Source organism: Leucobacter luti (assembly GCF_019464495.1).
GTDB lineage: Bacteria > Actinomycetota > Actinomycetes > Actinomycetales > Microbacteriaceae > Leucobacter > Leucobacter luti_A.
Map to the genome: position 1 here is coordinate 1,346,089 of NZ_CP080492.1, position 18,796 is coordinate 1,364,884.

Consider the following 18,796-nt stretch of genomic DNA (forward strand, 5'->3'; position numbering starts at 1 on the left):
CACTCCGCGCGCCAGAACTCAGTGCGCGGTGACGCGCCACGACCAGCCCCCGCTCGACCAGCGTGCGGCGCCCTACGCTGAGGCGCTCATCGCGCACCGCGACCGAGACGGACTTCGGTTCATGATCCCCGGCCACGCCACCGGGCAGGCTGGCGGATCGGATCGACTCCGCGACTTCCTCGGTGCCCGAGCGCTCGAACTTGATATTCCGCAACTCGTTGAGGGCATTGACCTCGGGGCGGGAAACGCCTTCGACCACGCACGGGAGCTGGCCGCGGCGGCCTGGGATGCCAGGACCACCTGGTTCCTCACGAACGGCGCGTCGCAGGGCAACAGGATGGCGATGCAGGCGCTTGCCGCGATCGGCGACCGCGTGCTCGTGCAGCGCAGTTGCCACTCCAGTGTCTACGACGGCCTCGTGATGTCGGGGGCGACCCCGGAGTACCTCTTCCCCGAGTCCGATCCGGATCACAAGATCGCGCACGGGATCACGGCGGAGGCTGCCGAACAGGCCCTTGCAGAAGCCACAGCGGCCGGCACCCCGTACGCTGCGCTCGTCATGGTGTCCCCCAGCTACTTCGGTGTCGTCGCTGATGTTCCCGCTGTTGCTGCGGCGTGCCGACGCTACGGGGCGGCACTCGTGGTCGATGGCTCGTGGGGTGCCCACTTCGGTTTCCATGCCGAGCTGCCTGAGTCTCCGACGCGGCAGGGCGCCGATATCGTGCTCTCGAGCATCCACAAACTCGGCGGCAGCCTGACCCAGACCGCATTCTTGCACCTCTGTGAGACCCCCCACGCGAGCGTGCTCGAACCGGCGCTCGAAGCCGCCTACCGGCTGACCGAGTCAACGAGCCTCAACTCGCTGCTCCTCGCCTCGCTCGACATCGCGCGCTCAGAGCTGGCGACCGGACAGGCCGCCATGGGCGAGGCACTCGAAGCGGCTGCCCTGCTGCGTCGTCTCGTGACAGATGCGTCTGGCCTCCGACTCGCGGAACCAGATTTTCTCGCCCGGCCCGGCGCTGTCGCGATTGACCCACTCCATGTTTCGATCGATGTGCGCGGCCGCGGCATCACCGGGCCGGCGCTCAAGACCGCGCTCTCGCGCGCAGAGGAGCCCGCCTTCGTCGAGATCGCGGCACCGACCGCGATTGTCGCGCTCATCGGCCCGCGCGGCACCCCCGACGTCGCAGGGTTGCTCGCGGCGATCGATCGCGCTGCGCCACCGCAGGCCGCTGGATCCAGCCCAGCGCCCGCCGCAAGCGCCCCGCTCCCCGCGGCACCCCCACCCGGCGCGCAGCTGCTGACGCCGCGCGAGGCCTATCTCGCGCCGAGCGAGTCGGTGAGTGCTTCAGAGGCTGTCGGCCGTATCTCAGCAGCGATGCTCGCCGCTTACCCGCCTGGCATCCCGAACGCCGTGCCAGGCGAGCTCCTGACCGCCGAGCTCCTCGCGTACTTGCGGGACACGGCGAAGTTGCCCGGCAGCTATATTCGAGGCGCAGCTGACCATGCGGTCACGCAGCTCCGCGTCGTGCGGCGCTGAGCCTGCACAGGGCTCCCAGGGCCAGCCCGTGGCCGCTCCCGAGGGCTGACGCGCAGCTGTGTTGAGCGCGTCAGCGCGCATCCGGCGCGAACGCCGAGCGGCCCCGAGCGGCCACCGGCCCTACTCGTACATCCCGATGTTGATCGGTCCGGTGAGATCCGGGGCCGGGGCGCGGAAACCGCGCGTCTTGATCAGGAGGTAGACCACACCAACGGCGAGCCAGATGCCGCCGATGATCATCGAGATCGAGTCGAGGCTGAGCCACAGCCAGACGTTGATCACCACGCCGATCGCCGGCACCACCACAAACGTGGCCCAGGCGCCAGGGCCGCGGCGCTTCAGGAAGCGGAAGAACACAAAGATTACCGACAGGTTCACGAAGGTGAAGGCGATGAACGCGCCGAAGTTGATCATGGACGCCGCCTGATCCAGGTCAACGAACAGCGCGGTGAGCGCGATCGCCGCGACAATGAGTACGTTCACAACGGGGACACCAGTGCGCTCGTTCACGCTCCCAAACAGTCGCTTGGGCAGGGCGCCGTCCCGGCCCATCGCGTAGAGCAGGCGCGCGGCGCTCATCTGCTGTGTGATCCCGCAGCCCAGCACGGCCATCATGTAGCCGCCAACGAAGATCGCCTGGAACGCAGCACCGCCGATGTACTTCGCGATCTCCGGCGAGGCACCAACGATGTCGCCGAGCAATGACACATCGGGAAAGAGCACCTGCATCACGTAGGTCACCGTGATGAAGAAGGCGCCAGCAACGCCGATGATGATGAAGATCGCACGGGGAATGTCGCGCTCCGGTCGCTCGGCTTCTTCCGCAAGCGTCGACACTGCGTCGAAACCGAGGAAGGAGAGCGCGAGAATGGCGGCGCCCGCGCTGATCGCGGCAAGCTGGATGTCGTTGGAGATAAACGGCCGGATCGTGAACTCCGAGCCGTTTGCCCCGTTCGAGATGTTCACGATCGTGAGCACCACGAACACGACGGCGACGACAAGCTGGATCCCGACCAGCACGATGTTCATGCTCGCGGCGAGCTTCACGCCGATGAGGTTCATCACCGTGCACACCGCGACCGTCAGCACGACCCAGACCCAGAACGGCACCTCAGGGAATACCGCGCCCATGTAGATCGCCGAGAGGATCGCGTTGATCATCGGCAACAGCAGGTAGTCCAGCGTTGCCACCCACCCGACGAGGAAACCGAGGTGTGCGTTAATCGCTTCTTTCGCGTAGGTGTAGGCGGATCCCGCGATCGGGAAGAACCGCACCATGCGCGAGTAGCTGAACGCGGTGAACAGCACCGCGACGATCACGACGAGGTACGCGAGCGGCACGTGTCCGTCGGTCTCGGCAGCGACGATCCCGAACATGTCGAACACCGCGAGCGGCGCCATGTACGCGAGTCCGATGAACACGAGGTGCCGCAGCTTCAAGGTGCGCTTGAGCGCGCCAGGCTGATGCGTAACGGCGTGGGCAATCTGATCATCACCCGCGGCGACGGCGGAGTGGGATGGCAACGATGACATCTGGGTCTTCTCTCAGTGGGTGATGGAGTTAGTGGGAGTGTCCGTGCTCGGTGTGCGGTTCAGCGCAGGTCTGCCCTGCGCCGGCCGGATCCTGCGCCAGGGCAGCAGCGGCGACGCCGCCGAGTTCACCTCGGGCATCGTGGATCGGGGATCCGCCAACGATGGTGAGGTCCGCCTGCTGCGCGAGCAGCTCGGCTGGCTCCATCGCGTAGAGATCGCCCGACCAGACGACGAGGTCGGCGAGCATTCCCTCGCGCAGCACACCGCGGGTGTCCTCCTGGTGGAAGGCTTCTGCTCCTCCAGTCGTGTATGCCCGGAGGGCGCGGTCGAGATCGAGGCGCTCGTTCGTGGTCCAGGCATCCTGGCCGTCGAGACGGGCGCGGGTCATCGCGCTGTACAGACCGACGAGCGGATCCATTTCGCCCACCTGCCAGTCACTTGAGAAGGTCACGCGTGCGCCGGAGTCAATCATGGATTTGAAGCGCCAGGCGCGATCCCAGCGAGCCTCCCCCACGTTTTCCATCCAGGTGCCTGCCACGAGATCGGGGGACGCGTGGCGCGGCTGCATCGCGGCGACCACGTCGAGCTGCTGGAATCGGGGGAGATCCTCGGGGGCCAGGCACTCGACGTGCACGATGCCGTGGCGCGCGTCGCGGGCACCGTTGGCGCGCTGCGCTGCCTCGATCGAGTCGAGCGTGAGCTGGATCCCCCAGTCGCCCGTGGCGTGCGTGTGCACCTGGTAGCCGAGGCGATCAAGCTCGACGAAGAGCTTGGTGAACTCAGTGGGTTCAAGGCTCGGGTGTCCGCGGTGTCCCGGACGGTTCGCGTAGTCCTGCAGCATCGCTGCGGTGTGCGGCTCGATCACATCGTCGGCGTAGAGTTTGACCGGGCCGAGGGTGAAGCGGTCGTGCTGCGGGGTCTCGCGGATCGCCTCGGTGATGCGGGAGCGGAACTCACCGTCAGCGCCGACCGCGTGATAAATTGCTGCGATCGTGCGGGAGGTGAGCTTGCCCTCACGCTCGGCGCGCGCGAACAAGTCGAGCTCTGCGAGCGGCACCTGTGGCTCGACGACGGTGGTGATGCCGACCTTGGCAGCCATCTCAAGGCTGTTCGTAATCTTGCGGTAGCGGCGATCTGGCGAGTACATGGGAATGTCGCGCTGCAGTTCAGCGAGGCCGGCGATCGTCATGGCGCTGGTGTAGAAGTCGGTGACCCAGCCAGTGGGTTCGCCCGTGATGGAGTCGATCTCGGGATTGCCCCACGCGATATCTGCGCCGTTCAGGATGCCGAGCTTCGCGAGCGCCGGGCGGTTCAGCCACACCGAGTGCTGGTCATAGGTCGTGATGAACACGGGGCGATCGGTCACACCGACGAGGTCGTCCGCGTTCGGGCGGCGACCTTCGACCACAGAGTAGAGCGCGTTCTCCGCGCAGATCCAGTCGAGCTCGGGGTGGGCCTCAGCGAACTCAGCGATGCGGGAGCGCACGACGTCGAGGCTCTGCACCTGGTCGAGGCTCACCGCGAGGTCATCGAAGCCAAGCAGGAGGTGGTTGTGTGTGTCGGCGACGCCTGGGGTCAGCAGGCGGCCCTCCAGCTGCACGGTGCGCCGGGCAGCCGGAGCGTCAGCCGCGGAGCCCGCATAGCTGATCTTGTCGCCGGTGACGCCGAGCGCCTCGACCCAGGGACGAGCGGGATCGAAGGTGCGGATCCGCCCTCCGGTGAAAAGGGTATCGACGGCCATGTCTGCTCCTGTGCTTCGAGGTTCACGATTCGGTGCTCGCGGTGCGGCGCCCGCTGGATCACGAACGAGTTATTTTACTCAAGAGTAAATTAATTTACTCAAATGTCAAATAACGGCACTCGATCGCGCCGCACCCCCCGTGTTCCCTGGCATACTGGCTGCTATGGCACGTCCGAGCACACAGAAGCAGCGCCGAATCGAAGTTGTCGACGCAGCACTGGCCGCCGCCGCCGCTCACGGGCTGCGCAACCTCTCACTCACCGACGTCGCGAACCAAGCTGGAGTCACGCGCGGCGCGCTGTTGTACTACTACGACGACCTCGACGCGATCCTGGTCGAAGCACACGCGGCGGGCATGGCGCGGGTAGGCACCGAGCGTGCCGCGATCGTCGCACGGCATGACACCCCAGCAGACAAGCTCGCTGCTGCGATCTCGGCCGGGCTTCCCAGCGGGCCAGACGATGCCTTGATGCGACTGCTCTATGAGTTCGACGTATTGGCAGGCAAGTCCCCGCTGCACGACGAGCTCGTGCAGCGGCTGTACCAAGAACAGCTGGACCTCTACACCGGAATCCTCACCGAGGGCGTAGCGAGCGGCGATTTCGCGCTCACCGGCCCGCTCGCAGACACCGCGATGAACCTCGTGGCGCTCGAAGACGCGTACGGGCTACACATCGTCGCCGGAGGCAGCATCACGGTTGCCGACGCGCATCGCGCAATCGCCCTCTATGCCGCACAAGCGGGGGCCCGCCTGCCCGAGTAGGGGCGCGCCTCGCTCCACGCGTGCCGTGTGACTGCGGCGAACTGGTGGGAGTGCATTTCGCCCGTCGAGGCCGAAGGAGCCGATCACCTCACCGGCTTCGCTCACGATCCCCACGCACGTGATGAGCGTGCGCAGCCCCGCGCGCTCAGCATGTACTCGCGTCCGCGGCTCCATCCACCCTTCACACGCACCTCTTCCGAAGGTGCTCCGGCTGCGGTCGAGAGACTTCCTCGACCGCAGCCGGTGCAACACGCCACGGGTGCACACCGCGGGGTCCACACCGCGGGAGCTGGAGCTCAGGCTTGAGCTTGAGCTCAGGCTTGAGCTTGAGCTCAGGCTTGAGCTTGAGCTCGGGCTTGAGCTCGGGCTAGTAGCGCTCGCCCACCCGCACGGTGTACCCCGCGTCGCGCAGCGCTTGGGCGACGGCTTCGCCGTGCTCGACGCCCCGCGTCTCGACGTGCAGCTCCAGCTCAACCTCGCTCACCGGGAGCTCGGTCGCGTGGCGCGTGTGGATGACTTCAATCACGTTCGCGTTCTGCTCAGCGACAATCGTGGCCGTGCGGACGAGCTGTCCCGGCACGTCGGGGAGCAGAATGCGGAGTTTCGTGTAGCGCGCGGCCGCGGCGAGGCCATGCCCGATCGCGCTGCAGCAGCAGCGGATCGATGTTGCCGCCCGAGAGGATCGTCGCGGTGGGCCCGGTTACCTTCAACTGTCCGGTCAGCATCGCGGCCACACCGGCGGCACCGGCTGGCTCGACAACGAGCTTTGCGCGCTCCAGCAGCATGACGATCGCGCGCGCGATATCGTCATCGCTGACGGTCACGACTTCGTCCACGTAGTCACGCACCAGATCGAAGTTCAGCACGCCGGGCCGCGCCACGGCGATGCCATCGGCAATCGTCGACTTGGTCTTGATCGTGACCGGTTCGCCTGCCGCGAGGGAGACGGGGTACGGCGCGGCGTTCTCGGCCTGCACACCGATCACACGAATCTCACGACCATGCTCGGCCGCCCACAGCTTGGCGGCCACCGCAACACCCGCGATCAGCCCGCCGCCGCCGATCGGCACGACCAGGTTCTCAATCTCCGGCGCGACCTCAAGCATCTCCAGCGCAACGGTCCCCTGGCCCTGGATCACCGCTGCATCATCAAACGGCGGGATGAAGATCGCACCCGTTTCGGCCACAAATGCCTGCGCTGCCTGGTTCGTCTCATCGAACGACGCACCCACCAGCTCCACATTTGCGCCGTAGTTCCGCGTCGCCTGCAGCTTGGGCAGTGCAACTCCGAGCGGCATGAAGATTGTGGCGGTGATCCCCAGCTCGCGCGCTGCGAACGCGACGCCCTGCGCATGGTTTCCAGCCGATGCGGCAACGACGCCGCGTGCGCGCTCCTCAGGGGTCAGCTGCGTCAAGCGGTGATACGCGCCGCGCAGCTTGTAGGCCCCGGTGCGCTGCAGGTTTTCACACTTGAGGTAGACCCGCGGCACGTCCAGAATCTCCGCGAGGAAACGCGACGATTCGAGCGGCGTGCGTCGTGTGACACGGTGCACCACCTCGAGTGCGTGGCCGAACTCCTCCAGCGTGGGTGCCGTCGTGGTGTGACTCATCAGTGTCCTTCCTTGCGTGTCAGTTTGGCGATCGTTCTCGCTCGATGTTTCGCCTGCTGCGAGGTGCGTTCACGCCGGTGGTACTCGGCGACTGGGTCAGTGCCACTCTCCCACTGCCGCTTCACCAGCGTATTCACAATCGAGTTCGCGGCCGCAGCGAGCGGCACGGCGAACAGGGCGCCTGGAATGCCTGCGAGCAGCGCGCCGGTCGACACCGCGAGCACCACACCAAGCGGGTGGACCTTTACCGCGTTGCCCATCACGAGCGGCTGCAGCACGTGGCCTTCGATCTGGTTCACGAGAATAACGACACCCAGCATCAGCAGGGCGTTCACCGGACCGTTGTACACGAGCGCAATGAAGGCGGCAAGCAAGCCGGTGCTAATCGCACCAAGGAACGGAATAAAGGAGAACAAGAAGACGAGCACCGCGATCGGAATCGGGAGCGGAACCCCGAGCAGCGCCGCTCCCACCCCGATACCCACGGCATCGACGAACGCGACGAAGATCTGTACACGGACATACTGGCCGACAGAGACCCAGCCGTTCCGTCCCGCGGCATCGACACCAGCGTGGGCGCGGGCCGGCAGGAACCCAATGACCCAGTACCAAATGCGCTTGCCGTCGATGAGCAGGAAGATCAGCGAGAAGATGGTGAGCAGCAGCCCGGTGACGAACTGCCCGGCAGACGTTGCGACGCCCAGCGCACCGCTCCAAATCTCACCCTGGTTGTCTTGCAGCGCCTTCATGATCTGGGTGAAGAAGCCGGAAATCTGCTCCGCGGTGATCCCGAGTTTGTTGTCCTCGATCCAGTGGAGCATTTCCCACCAGACGTCCTCTGAGCGCGAGGCCAGATCATCGAGTCCGCTGCGCAGCTGAGTGACGATGAGGTTGATCAAGATCCACACCGCAGAAACGAACAGCAGGAGCGCCGCGACCACGCCCGTCCAGCGCGGGGCACCGCGGCTCACGAACCACTCAACCACTGGCGCGAGCAGGGCCGTCAGCAGGATGGCAATCAAGACGGGGATCACAATGATCCGCACTTGCACGATCAGCCAGAGGAACCCAGCACAGGCGAGTCCGATCAGGATCAGGCGCCACGACCACGCGGCCGCGACCCTCATTCCGAGGGGTAGCTCGTGTGCGGCATCGCCCACTTCAGGCGTACCCCCAAGGTTTCTCTGCTCGTCCACGGCACAATCCTAGCGATCGTCACATGCACGAGCCGCGTTCTGCGCAAATCCGGTACTCCAGTGCCACAGCTCGACCGGGCCTCCGGCATCCTGTCGTGCCCGCCCCCGCGTCACAGGAGCCGGCGCAGCCCACCGCGTGCAAGGTCTGCTTTGTTCTTCGTGAACGGCGGCATGATCGTGACGGCGAGCGTCTCAGGGAGCAGCGGTTTCGAGAGCACGGCCTTCTCATGACTGAAGGTGAGGAACGAGCGCTCACCGTGGTAGGCACCCATGCCGCTCTCTCCCACCCCGCCGAACGGGAGCTCATGCGCCACGAGGTGCAGTGCCGGCACCCCGAACGCGAGCGCGCCAGAACTCGTCTCCGTTTCCCAGCGCATCCGCACAGCCCGTGCCGAACTGAACACATACGCGGCGAGCGGTTTCTCACGCTCGGTCACCAGGGCAATGGCGTCATCAAGATCAGCAACTTCGATCAGCGGGAGGATCGGGCCGAAGATCTCCTCCTGCATCACGCTCGCATCACGCGAGACGTCCTTCAGTACTGTTGGCGCAATCCAGCGCTGGCTCGCATCGTACTCCCCGCCCGAGAGCGCCTCCCCGTCGCCGAGGTAACCCACCAAGCGCTCGAACTGCGCGTCGGTGACGATCCGCCCGTAATCGGAGTTGCCTGCGCTCGCAGTTCCGTAGAGCTCGTGAATTGCATCGACGAGGGCAGGACCGAGCTTCCGCAGTACTGCGCGTGAGCCGAGCACGTAGTCGGGCGCGACACACGTCTGCCCCGCGTTCATGAACTTCCCCCACGCGATCCTGCGCGCAGTTTCCGCAATAGGAACGGTGTCGTCAACATACACGGGCGACTTCCCGCCCAGCTCAAGTGTGATCGGTGTGAGGTGCTCAGCCGCGGCCCGGGCGACGATTCGGCCGACGCGGCCGTTGCCGGTGTAAAAGATGTGATCGAAGCGCTCAGCGAGAAGGGCTGTCGTCTCTGGCACGCCGCCGGTGACGACGGCGATCGCCCGGCGATCCAGCACATCGGGCACCAGCTTCGCAATGAGATCAGCCGTGGCAGGGGCCAGCTCGCTCGGCTTGACCACGGCCGCGTTGCCTGCGGCAATCGCTCCGATGACCGGCGAGAGCGCGAGCATGAGTGGGTAGTTCCACGGCGCGATCACGAGTGCGACGCCGAGCGGCTCCGGCACGATTCGCGCCGAGGCAGGGAGCACGGCAAGTGGGACACTCACGCGGCGCGGGCGCATCCATCCGCTCAGATGGGCGAGTGCGTAGTCGAGTTCTGCGACGAGAAACCCGATTTCCGTGAGCTGGGCTTCAGCTCCCGACTTCCCGAGATCGTGCGCGAGCGCGGCCTCAAAGTCGTCGCCGCGATCGAGCAGCAGCGTGCGCATCCGCTCGAGTTGTGCGCGGCGCCATGATTCAGGCCGCGTCACCCCCTGGGCAAAACTGTGCCGCAGTCCCGCGACGATTCCGGGGATTCGTTCCAGTGAGGTGTGGCGCATGCCATCACCCTACTCTCGCGGAGTCTGAGGGAGCACTGATCCCAGCCGGCACGACGCAGCGGCCGGGTGCTGGATCCAGGAGATTGGGGACCCAGGAGATCCGACACCCGGCGGGAAACGGAGCGAGCCCGTGCCGTCTCCGCCGGGATCAGGCCGCTACCAGAAGTGGAGCGCGGGAATGATGAGGAAGATCCCCACCAGCACTGCCAGCACCGAGAGCCCGAAGCAGATGTTCGCCGCGATCGTGGCCCAGCGCGGGCGCTCCGCCTCGACGTCGTCATCCTCATCATCGCGCGACGGGCCGTTGGGCACAGCTGCACCATCCGGTCCGAGGGCAGGAGGCGGCGGCGTCGCCAGGAACCGGATCCCCAGCGAGTAGAGCGCGACAACAAACACTGCCGAGAGCAGCGCTGTTCCGAATACGATCAGGAATGAGACCCACTCGATAGTCATCGGGTTTCTCCAGTCGTTGACTCGTCAGCGGTGTCAGCGGACTCGGCAGCAGCATTGCGCGTCGCCTTCTCTGCTGCACGCTCCACCTTTTCCGCTTCTTTGGCGACCTTCTCCGCGTCGCGCGCGGCCTTCTCGGCCTCCTTCGCGGCAACGTCGGCCCGCACCGCGGACTGAGCTGTCGGAGTGAGCTGCGGCATGGTGCCCGTCTTCGTCCTGATGGGCTTGACCTTCGATTTCCGGATCCGCACAGCGTACCCGGACTCAGCGACGTCTGGCACCGGGATCGCGTTCGAGTGATCGACCTTGTTGCGGCTGGAGCGCCAGAAGATAAACAGAATGAACCCGAGGCCGAGCACCGCATCGATGAGAATGCCGACGATGCCGATGTGTGCAATGAGCGCCGCGATCGCGCCTACCGCTCCGGCTGCCGGCAGCGTGAAGAGCCAGCCGGACGCAATTCGGCCCACTGTGCGCCAGCGCACCGACGAGCCACGGCGGCCCAGGCCAGAACCAATCACGGACCCCGAGGCGACCTGCGTGGTCGAGAGTGCAAATCCAAGGTGGCTCGACGCGAGGATCGTTGCAGCGGTTGCCGTCTCCGCAGCGAAACCCTGCGCCGGCTTCACCTGGGTGAGGCCAGCACCCATGGTGCGAATAATGCGCCAGCCGCCCGAGTATGTGCCAATCGCGATCGCGAGGGCACAGGTCACAATGACCCACAGATGGGGGCCGGTGTCCGGCTCCTGCATCTGAGCGGCCACGAGCGTGAGCGTGATGACGCCCATGGTCTTCTGGGCGTCGTTCGTGCCGTGCGCGAGGGCGATCAGCGAGGACGAAGCAATCTGCGCGTAGCGGAAACGACCACGCCCATCAGGCTTCCCGTCGTGACGACGGGTGATTGCATAGGCCACCTTCGTCGCAGTAAACGCAACGATGCCCGCGGTCAACGGAGCGGCCAGCGCGGGAATGATGATCTTCGAGAGGAATACTCCGCCGTTGATGGCAGAGAATCCAGCGCCGACAATCGCGGCGCCGATCAGGCCGCCGAACAGGGCGTGCGAGGAGCTCGAGGGCAGACCATACAGCCAGGTCAGCAGATTCCACACGATGGCGCCAATAAGACCGGCAAAGATCATCGCTGGCGTGATGAGCACTCCGCCGTCGCCCTCGTTGATCAGGCCGCCAGAAATCGTCTTCGCCACCTCAGTTGAGAGGAAGGCGCCGACGAGGTTGAGGATCGCGGCGAGCATCACCGCAGTCTTCGGCTTCAGCGCACCCGTGGCGATGGGCGTAGCCATCGCGTTCGCGGTGTCGTGAAAGCCGTTCGTGAAGTCAAAGAAAAGGGCCAGTACGATGACCAGCAGCACGACGAGAGTGAGTTCCACCGGCGTCTTTCGTTCGAGAATATGGGCCGTGAAACGCTCGTGATGTCACCAGAACTTCACCGAACGTTCAGTTGGGATGTGTTGACACGCAAGCGCCACACTTATGGTTCCACCTCGGGGTGTGCAGGTCAAGCTGAGAAAGCTGCGTTTACCTCCCGTTCACCCAGGCTCGAACACCAGGATTTTCCAGGCCAGGCGGTCGTGCAGGCCCACACGCGCTGGTGCCCAGCTGAGGCACGGCGGGCAGGGCTAGACTAACGGCCACACCACGCCACGAGGAGGCCCAATGAGCACGGCTCAGCTGACAGATTTCGTACCCGAAGCTGGTGCGATCACGATGTTTTCCACTGAGTGGTGCGGCTACTGCAAACGCCTCAAACTGATGCTCGACAAGTCCGGCATCGGATACACCGAGATCGACATCGAACAGACGCCGGGCACTCCAGAACTCGTGATGGAGGCGAACGGCGGGAACCAGACCGTCCCCACGGTGGTCTTCCCTGATGGCACAACCGCGACGAACCCGTCGCTGAACGATGTCAAGGCGCGGCTCGGACACTAGCCACTGCGCTGCACCGCGCTGAGCTAGCCGAAGTTGAGTCTGACCTCGTCGTAGCGCGCCGCAGGCACCGTTTTCAACTGCCCGACCGCCTCAGCCAGCGGAACCATGGTGATCTGGTCACCCGTCAAGCCCGCCATCGTGCCCCACTGCCCGTCGCGAGCGGCATCAGCGGCAGCGATCCCGGTGCGGGTCGCGAGCACTCGGTCAAACGCTGTCGGTGATCCCCCACGCTGTACGTGGCCGAGCACCGTCGCGCGCGTCTCAATGCCGGTGTGCTGTTCGATCAGCGGCGCCAGCACGTCAGCGACACCGCCGAGCCTGGGCCGGCCGAAGCCATCGAGCCCGTCGCGCACGGTTGCGTGTGCTACTCCCTCAAGTTTGAAGCCCTCGGCGACAACGACGAGAGACGAACGGCCACGATCGCGCACGCTGAGGACCCACTCGCTGATCTGCTCGATGGACTCCGGAAACTCGGGAATAAGCATCACTTGCGCGCCGCCCGCCATACCGGCGTGCAGGGAGATCCAGCCAGCATCGCGCCCCATGACTTCAAGCACCATGCAGCGGCGGTGAGACTCCCCCGTGGTGCGGAGCCGGTCGATGGCCTCGGCCGCGATCGAGACGGCGGTGTCGAAGCCGAAGGTGTAGTCGGTGCCGCCAAGATCATTGTCGATCGTCTTGGGCAGCCCAATCGCGGGCACACCTGCCCGTGTCAGCAGCTCAGCAACCGTCTGGGTGCCGTTGCCTCCGATGAGCAGAAAGCCGTCGATGCCGAGCTCCGCCATGCGGGTGATGACCGCTTGCAGGGCCGCGGGGGTCGCGTTCCCATCGGGGAACGGTGGAACGCGGCTCGTGCCGAGAATCACGCCGCCGAGCGGGGAAATACCGCGCACCGCGAGGCGATCAAGCTCGATGAAGTCACCCTCGAAGAAGCCACGCCAGCCGTCCATGAAGCCGACCATCTCGAAGCCGTTCACCTCGACTCCACGGAGCACGGCTCCGCGGATCGCCGCGTTCATCCCCGGGCTGTCGCCCCCCGAGCAGAGCACACCTATGCGCATGACACTCCCTGTAGATCCGGCCGCTCGGCGGTATATCCCAGCAGACCCGTCTCATGGTAGCGGTGGCGTGAATGATCGCAACAGCGCGAATCACGCCATTTCCGGGCAAGAAACGGCCACGCACGGGTTGGGCGCACTCCCCGGGTACGAGCGATGGGTCCCAGTTGGCTGCGTCCCCGAGCGGGAAACAACCTCCTGGGACCCATCGGTCACAACTGCGAGGGACTACGCGGACGCGATCGCGCGCTGCAGCACTCCAATGAGGGCGAGGAGCTGCACGGAGTCCTCGTCGTCGCGCTTCGCCTCGGCACCGTCGAGCGCGCGTGCGGCGAGCCCAGCCTTGCCGTCGATGAGCTCGGCGATCTTCGCGTCGATCGTTTGCGCAGCGACGATGCGCCAGGCGGTCACCGGCTCGTCCTGGCCGATGCGGTGCACCCGGTCGATGGCCTGCGTCTGCTCGGCGTCCGTCCAGCTCAGTTCCGCGAGCACGACGTTCGAAGACGCCTGGAGATTCACTCCGACGCCAGCTGCCGTCAGCGAGCACACCGCGACGGAGACCTTGGGATCCTTGTTGAACGCGTCGATCTGCTCCTGGCGGAAGGTCGCGGTCTGGTCGCCACGAATCGACACAGTGGTGAGGCCAGCCTCGGCGAGCTGCGCCTCTGCCCGATCCATGACATCGATGTGCTTCGCGAAGAACACGACCTTGCCGACCGAGCGCGCGAGCTGCGCGGCGTAGTCTGCCGCGAGCGACGCCTTCGCCTGGCCGATCTGGCGCACCATCGTGAACACGTTGAGGCCGTCCGCCGAGGCGTGTGACTCTTCGAGCTCCTGCGAGCACACCATGCGTACGATCGCATCGTCGCTGAGCTTGTCGCCCAGTTTGCCGTTCTTGACCGCGGTGAAGCGATCCAGCAGCTTGCGCGCGAGCTGTGCCTCAGCGTCACGGATGCTCCGGCCGAACTCGTCATCCAGTTCAACCGGCAGATCCACCACACGCTTGGCCGGCAGATCGGCCGCAACGTCGATCTTGCGGCGGCGCACAATCCCCATATCCACCACGCTCTGGCGGGCCTCGGGGTAGAACGCAGCGTCGGCTGGCGTCCAGCCGTTGCTTTCGAGCTTCGCCATCAGCTCAGGCCCCGGCTTTTCTGCGTCGGTCCATCCCAGGAAACGCCAGATGGCACGGAAATCATCGATGTCGTTGATGAGCGGGGTGCCCGTGAGCGCAATGAGGAGCGGAGAAACACCTGGCGTACGTTCCCGGATGCTCTCAGCGAGCGCGAGCACGTTCCGCGAGCGCTGCGACTGCACGTTCTTAATCATGTGGGCCTCATCGACCACCATGCCCTTGAACCCAAAGCGGGAGATCCAGCTCAGGTGCCGATCGAGAATCTCGTAATTTACAACGAACACGTCGGCAAATGCATCGATATCGCGACCGTCGCCGTGAATCACTGTCACGCGACGCTGCGGTGTCCACCGCTCGACCTCGCGAGCCCAGTTCATTTTCACGACATTCGGGACGACCACGAGGAGTGGGTAGGCCCCGGCGACGGACGCCGCGATCACGGACTGTGCGGTCTTGCCCAGGCCGGGCTCATCGGCGAGCAGGAAACTGCGGTGCCCTTCCTCAACGCTCGCGAGGAATCGCGCCTGGTGGTCCATCAGCTCGCGTCCGGCCGGGGCAAGCCGATCCGGCACTGGCGGCTCTGGCAGTTCCATGCACGCGGAGCCAGCACCGCCCTGCTCAAATGCCTTCAGCAGTGGGCCGAGCAGCTCCCAGTTTGCGAGACGCACGACCGGGGTCGGCTGCTTCGGGGGTGCGAGATTGGGGGCGAGGAACGGGTTCGCAAGCATGCGTACCTCGATCCCAGCTGGCTCGACCTGACGCTCAGCGAGCTCCGGTGGCACATAGGCCTTCACCGGCTCCGGCGCCACTTTCTCCTCTTCAGGGAGGTCGAAGCCGGCCTGCACGAGCATCTTGCGCTTGAGCTGACGCGTCGCCTCCGTGATGGGCGCCGTCGGCTCGAGGAGCGTGATGAGGCTCGTGTCGCGGGCGGCGGTCTTCGCGAGGATCGCGGCGACGCCATCGAGTCGCTTGAGGGTCTCAGCGCGCTCCGAATCACTCACGGTCTCGTCAGTCTTGATGCGCGCCCGCTCCTCGCGCATCAACAGTGCGATGACGTGGAACTTGGTGCGGTTCGCAGGGGTGGCTTTGCCGCGCTGGGCAGAAGCCTCGACCTCGCGCACGGCGCGAGCGAGCAGCGGGATGATGCCCTCGTTGTGGGTGTGCTTACGGCGGCCGTTCGAACGCGACGACGCATTGGAGCTGCGTGATGACGCACTCTTCGCGGCGGACTGACGCGTGGCAGTGTTGGATGCCAATTGATCTCCTGATCGGCGTGGTACGGACTCGGAACGCGTACCGAGCCGCGGGCCAGCACAGGAGTGAACGAGCCTGACCTCATGCGCGGCATGGGGCTCGCAAACACTCGCGGGTGCGACCGTACGGTCGATGGTACCACCAAGCGGTGTGAGTCCCGCAGCACCCGCGCCGAGTCGGGCGCGTCAGAGTGCGAGTGAGCCGCGAAGCAGGCGCAAATGTGTGGACCTGCCACCACGCCTGAGAGAAGCTACGCCCCCAGCAAGCGTCGCGTCTGCGCGACGTCGGCGTGCATCTGCACGAGGAGCGCGTCGAGCGAGTCGAAGCGTTCGGTCCCACGGAGACGGTGTGCAAAGCGCACGTCAATACGCTGGCCGTAGAGATCACGATCGAAGTCCAGCACGAAGGCTTCCACGCGTGACTGCTCGTTCGGGGTGAACGTGGGGTTGTTCCCCACGGAGATCGCGGCGACGAGCAGTTCGGCTCCGATCCGCACCCAGCCCGCGTACACCCCGTCAGCTGGGACCAGGCCCTCGATCGTCCCGCCCAAGTTCGCAGTGGGGAACCCGAGCTCACGCCCTCGCGCGTCACCGTGCACGACCTCGCCGCGCACGGCGGGCGAGCGTCCCAGCATCCGTGCAGCAGTCTCAACATCACCGCGCAGCACCGCGTCCCGCACTGCCGACGAGGAGACGGGGCCGGAGGTGGGATCCTCCACCCACTCGACCACTTCGGCCGTGAAGCCGTGCGTCTCCCCAAGCTCGCGAAGCAAGACCCCATCGCCCGCCCCGCGATGGCCGAAGCGGAAGTCGGCCCCCATGATGATGTGGCGCGCGTGCAATCGTTCGACCAGCACGTCCCGGACGAACTCGGTGGCGGGGATCGCGGAGAACTCGGCGTCGAACTCAACCATGACGCAGACATCAACACCCGCGGCCTCGAATGCCTCGAGCCGCTGTTCACGGCTCATGAGCGACTGTGGGCAGCGCTCAGGATTGAGGTAGCTGAGCGGGTTATTCGCGAAGGTGAAAACGACGGCCAGCTGGCCCTCAGCGCGCGCCTCAATCTGGAGGCGGTCGAGAATCGACTGGTGCCCGAGGTGCAGCCCATCAAATTTGCCGATCGCGACGCAGCTGCCCGCAGCAAAGTCTGACGGCCGAATGTCCGCGAGAGATTCGATAACCAGCATCAGACGTGGTCTTTCGTGGTAGCAGGTGCGGCTGCGCGACTGATATCGGAGCTGCGACCGGTGCGGCGGAGCCAGATCAGGCCGAGCACAGGGAGCACCAGCGGGATGAAGAGGTAGCCGCTGCCGTAGAACGACCACACCGACGGGTGCGCGAAGAACTCGGGAGTCGTGAGGCTCAGGGTGCCGACGATGAGCACTCCGCACAGCTCGAACACGAGTGCGACCCACGCGATCCCGCGCCAGATCCGGCCATTCGCGCGCGCACCGGCGCGGACACCCATGATGAGGGCGACTGTCGCAACAATGTAGACCACTCCAGAGACAGCAGAGAGCGTGTAGGCCACTGGCGCCTCGTCAAACTTCGAGATGATTTGATACACCGAACGGAACGTTGCGGCGAGCGCGAGCACCAGATACACCGTAATGAGGATTCGTCCGAGCCCGCTCAGTCGTTCGCCGCCCGTTGCAGAGCTTGCGGAGGTTCCTGGGCCGGAGGATGCACGGTTTGACACGCGCTTCAGTGTACTCGTCTTGGCTGCTGCCCGATTGCCAGTGGTCTCAGCAGTCGCCCACTGTGGCGAGAAACACCTCACCCGAGCCGGTGAGCCGGATCGGCTCGCCCGCCGAAACATACAGCGACTGGCCACGGCGCGCAGACGCCACCTCTGCAAATTCAGTTGCGAGCCGCTCGATCCGGATCCGGCCAACGGTGACGACGAGGACGATTGGGTGCGTAGCTTCCACTTCGATGACCGGGGCACTCTCGTGGGCGTTCGAGGCGGTCTCACCGTCCGGGTCGCAGAGGTTCGCGCGCAGGAGCTGGAAATCGGGCACATCGGGCCGCCAGGCTGTCAGACCGGGACGCAGCGTGAGACTCGAAAATCGTGGTTCGCGCATCTCCGCGGCGTCCACCACGCGGCAGAGCTCAGCAACATCGACGTGCTTTTCGGTGAGCCCCGCACGAAGCACGTTGTCGGAAGCCGCCATCACTTCAACGGCGATCCCCCTCAGGTAGGCGTGGAGCTGTCTTGCGCCGAGGAACAGTGCCTCGCCGGGAGCGAGACGCACGAGATGCAACATCAACGACACCAATATGCCTGGATCTGCCGGGTGGGTGTTCCAGAGCTCGTGCAGCGCGGTCAGGCGCTCGGCCGAGACGTCGACGTCCGGGGTGAGGCGGGCCAGCACGGCGGGGAACGCCGCGAGCGCCGCGGCGCAGGCCGCATCGTCGCTGAACGCCCATTCCAAGAAGCTGCGACGCATCGTTTCCGGCTCAGCACGGTCCAGTCTCGCGGCCGCGGCCTCAAACGCGTCTGCCCCCGCGACTTCGTCGGCGGCGCGCGCGGCCGCCGCGAGCGCATGAAGATCGCGGCGTGCATCCTGGAGCGGACGGAATCCGCTGAGCGCGGTGACTTCGCTCAGGGCCACGAGCAGCTCGGGCTTGTGGTTCGCGTCACCGTAGTTGCGCTCGCGCGCATCACGCGGGATCCCCGCCGCTTCTTCCGCAGCGAAGCCGGCAGCAGCCTGGTCCAGATCCGGGTGCACCTGCAGAGACAGCGGAGCGCCGATCGCGAGCACTTTAAGCAGGAATGGCAGCGGGCCGCCATGCACGCCGTAGCGCTCGGGATCGCTCTCCACCAGGTCGATCAAGGTCTGGCCGACGGGCGTCGCCTTCGCGACGTGCGCAGGGCTGCCGGGATGCGTGCCCAGCCAGAGCTCAGCCTGCGGCTCTCCCGTTGGCTCGGTCCCCAGCATTTCCGCGAGCGCGTCCATCGAACCCCACGCGTACGCGCGCGGGGTGTTTTCGATGAAGATCAGCACGTCGCTCCTCGCGGCTCACATGGCGCAATCAGTCAAACCGCG

General features: G+C 65.7%; 14 protein-coding genes and 1 pseudogene. 3 read left to right on the forward strand and 12 right to left on the reverse strand.

Annotation, left to right across the window (positions count from 1 at the left end):
• The first annotated feature begins 28 nt into the window (after positions 1 to 28).
• Entirely contained in the window at positions 29 to 1,540 is a 1,512-nt protein-coding gene (locus K1X41_RS06220) for an aminotransferase class I/II-fold pyridoxal phosphate-dependent enzyme (RefSeq protein ID WP_220175597.1), read from the forward strand.
• A gap of 120 nt (positions 1,541 to 1,660) precedes the next feature.
• On the opposite strand, the gene K1X41_RS06225 is transcribed toward K1X41_RS06220, so the two are convergent.
• Complete coding sequence (locus tag K1X41_RS06225; protein WP_132206406.1) at positions 1,661 to 3,073, reverse strand: APC family permease; 1,413 nt, start codon at positions 3,071 to 3,073, stop codon at positions 1,661 to 1,663.
• 28 nt (positions 3,074 to 3,101) lie between these two features.
• Complete coding sequence (locus tag K1X41_RS06230) at positions 3,102 to 4,814, reverse strand: amidohydrolase (RefSeq protein ID WP_220175598.1); 1,713 nt, start codon at positions 4,812 to 4,814, stop codon at positions 3,102 to 3,104.
• Positions 4,815 to 4,977: 163 nt separating this feature from the next.
• On the opposite strand from K1X41_RS06230, the gene K1X41_RS06235 reads away from it, so the two are divergent.
• Positions 4,978 to 5,577, forward strand: coding sequence for a TetR/AcrR family transcriptional regulator (locus tag K1X41_RS06235; RefSeq protein WP_132206402.1), 600 nt, complete (start codon positions 4,978 to 4,980; stop codon positions 5,575 to 5,577).
• A 367-nt stretch (positions 5,578 to 5,944) separates the two neighbouring features.
• Here the strand turns inward: K1X41_RS06235 and ilvA are convergent.
• The 5 genes and pseudogenes from ilvA to K1X41_RS06260 form a co-directional block, all read right to left on the reverse strand.
• Positions 5,945 to 7,187 (reverse strand): annotated as a pseudogene (ilvA, locus tag K1X41_RS06240) (threonine ammonia-lyase).
• Positions 7,187 to 8,383, reverse strand: a complete 1,197-nt coding sequence (locus K1X41_RS06245) for an AI-2E family transporter (protein ID WP_243642973.1) — start codon at positions 8,381 to 8,383, stop codon at positions 7,187 to 7,189. The pseudogene ilvA and the gene K1X41_RS06245 overlap by 1 nt, the downstream one beginning before the upstream one ends.
• A 110-nt stretch (positions 8,384 to 8,493) precedes the next feature.
• Complete coding sequence (locus tag K1X41_RS06250) at positions 8,494 to 9,897, reverse strand: aldehyde dehydrogenase family protein (protein ID WP_220175599.1); 1,404 nt, start codon at positions 9,895 to 9,897, stop codon at positions 8,494 to 8,496.
• A 156-nt stretch (positions 9,898 to 10,053) separates the two neighbouring features.
• Positions 10,054 to 10,350 carry a hypothetical protein gene (locus K1X41_RS06255; protein ID WP_132206396.1) on the reverse strand — a complete coding sequence of 99 codons (297 nt, stop codon included), beginning with the start codon at positions 10,348 to 10,350 and terminating at the stop codon, positions 10,054 to 10,056.
• The gene (locus tag K1X41_RS06260; RefSeq protein WP_132206394.1) at positions 10,347 to 11,735 is read right to left on the reverse strand and encodes an inorganic phosphate transporter; all 1,389 of its coding nucleotides are present in this window, start codon (positions 11,733 to 11,735) and stop codon (positions 10,347 to 10,349) included. The genes K1X41_RS06255 and K1X41_RS06260 overlap by 4 nt, the downstream gene beginning before the upstream one ends.
• Positions 11,736 to 12,021: 286 nt before the next feature.
• On the opposite strand from K1X41_RS06260, the gene K1X41_RS06265 reads away from it, so the two are divergent.
• A complete protein-coding gene (locus tag K1X41_RS06265; RefSeq protein ID WP_132206392.1) occupies positions 12,022 to 12,297 on the forward strand; it encodes a glutaredoxin domain-containing protein in 276 nt (91 codons plus the stop codon).
• A gap of 23 nt (positions 12,298 to 12,320) precedes the next feature.
• On the opposite strand, the gene K1X41_RS06270 is transcribed toward K1X41_RS06265, so the two are convergent.
• The 5 genes from K1X41_RS06270 to manA all read right to left on the reverse strand — a co-directional run bounded on the left by K1X41_RS06270 (position 12,321) and on the right by manA (position 18,754).
• Positions 12,321 to 13,358 (reverse strand): 6-phosphofructokinase, encoded by a 1,038-nt coding sequence (locus tag K1X41_RS06270; RefSeq protein WP_220175600.1) that lies wholly within the window; start codon positions 13,356 to 13,358, stop codon positions 12,321 to 12,323.
• 225 nt (positions 13,359 to 13,583) lie between these two features.
• Positions 13,584 to 15,746: a DEAD/DEAH box helicase gene (locus K1X41_RS06275; protein ID WP_133617685.1), complete on the reverse strand. Its 2,163-nt coding sequence runs from the start codon at positions 15,744 to 15,746 to the stop codon at positions 13,584 to 13,586.
• Positions 15,747 to 15,994: 248 nt separating this feature from the next.
• Entirely contained in the window at positions 15,995 to 16,933 is a 939-nt protein-coding gene (locus tag K1X41_RS06280) for a bifunctional riboflavin kinase/FAD synthetase (protein ID WP_133617686.1), read from the reverse strand.
• Complete coding sequence (locus K1X41_RS06285; RefSeq protein ID WP_220175792.1) at positions 16,933 to 17,382, reverse strand: hypothetical protein; 450 nt, start codon at positions 17,380 to 17,382, stop codon at positions 16,933 to 16,935. The genes K1X41_RS06280 and K1X41_RS06285 overlap by 1 nt, the downstream gene beginning before the upstream one ends.
• A gap of 109 nt (positions 17,383 to 17,491) precedes the next feature.
• Positions 17,492 to 18,754 (reverse strand): mannose-6-phosphate isomerase, class I, encoded by a 1,263-nt coding sequence (gene manA / locus K1X41_RS06290; protein ID WP_133617688.1) that lies wholly within the window; start codon positions 18,752 to 18,754, stop codon positions 17,492 to 17,494.
• Positions 18,755 to 18,796 lie beyond the last annotated feature (42 nt).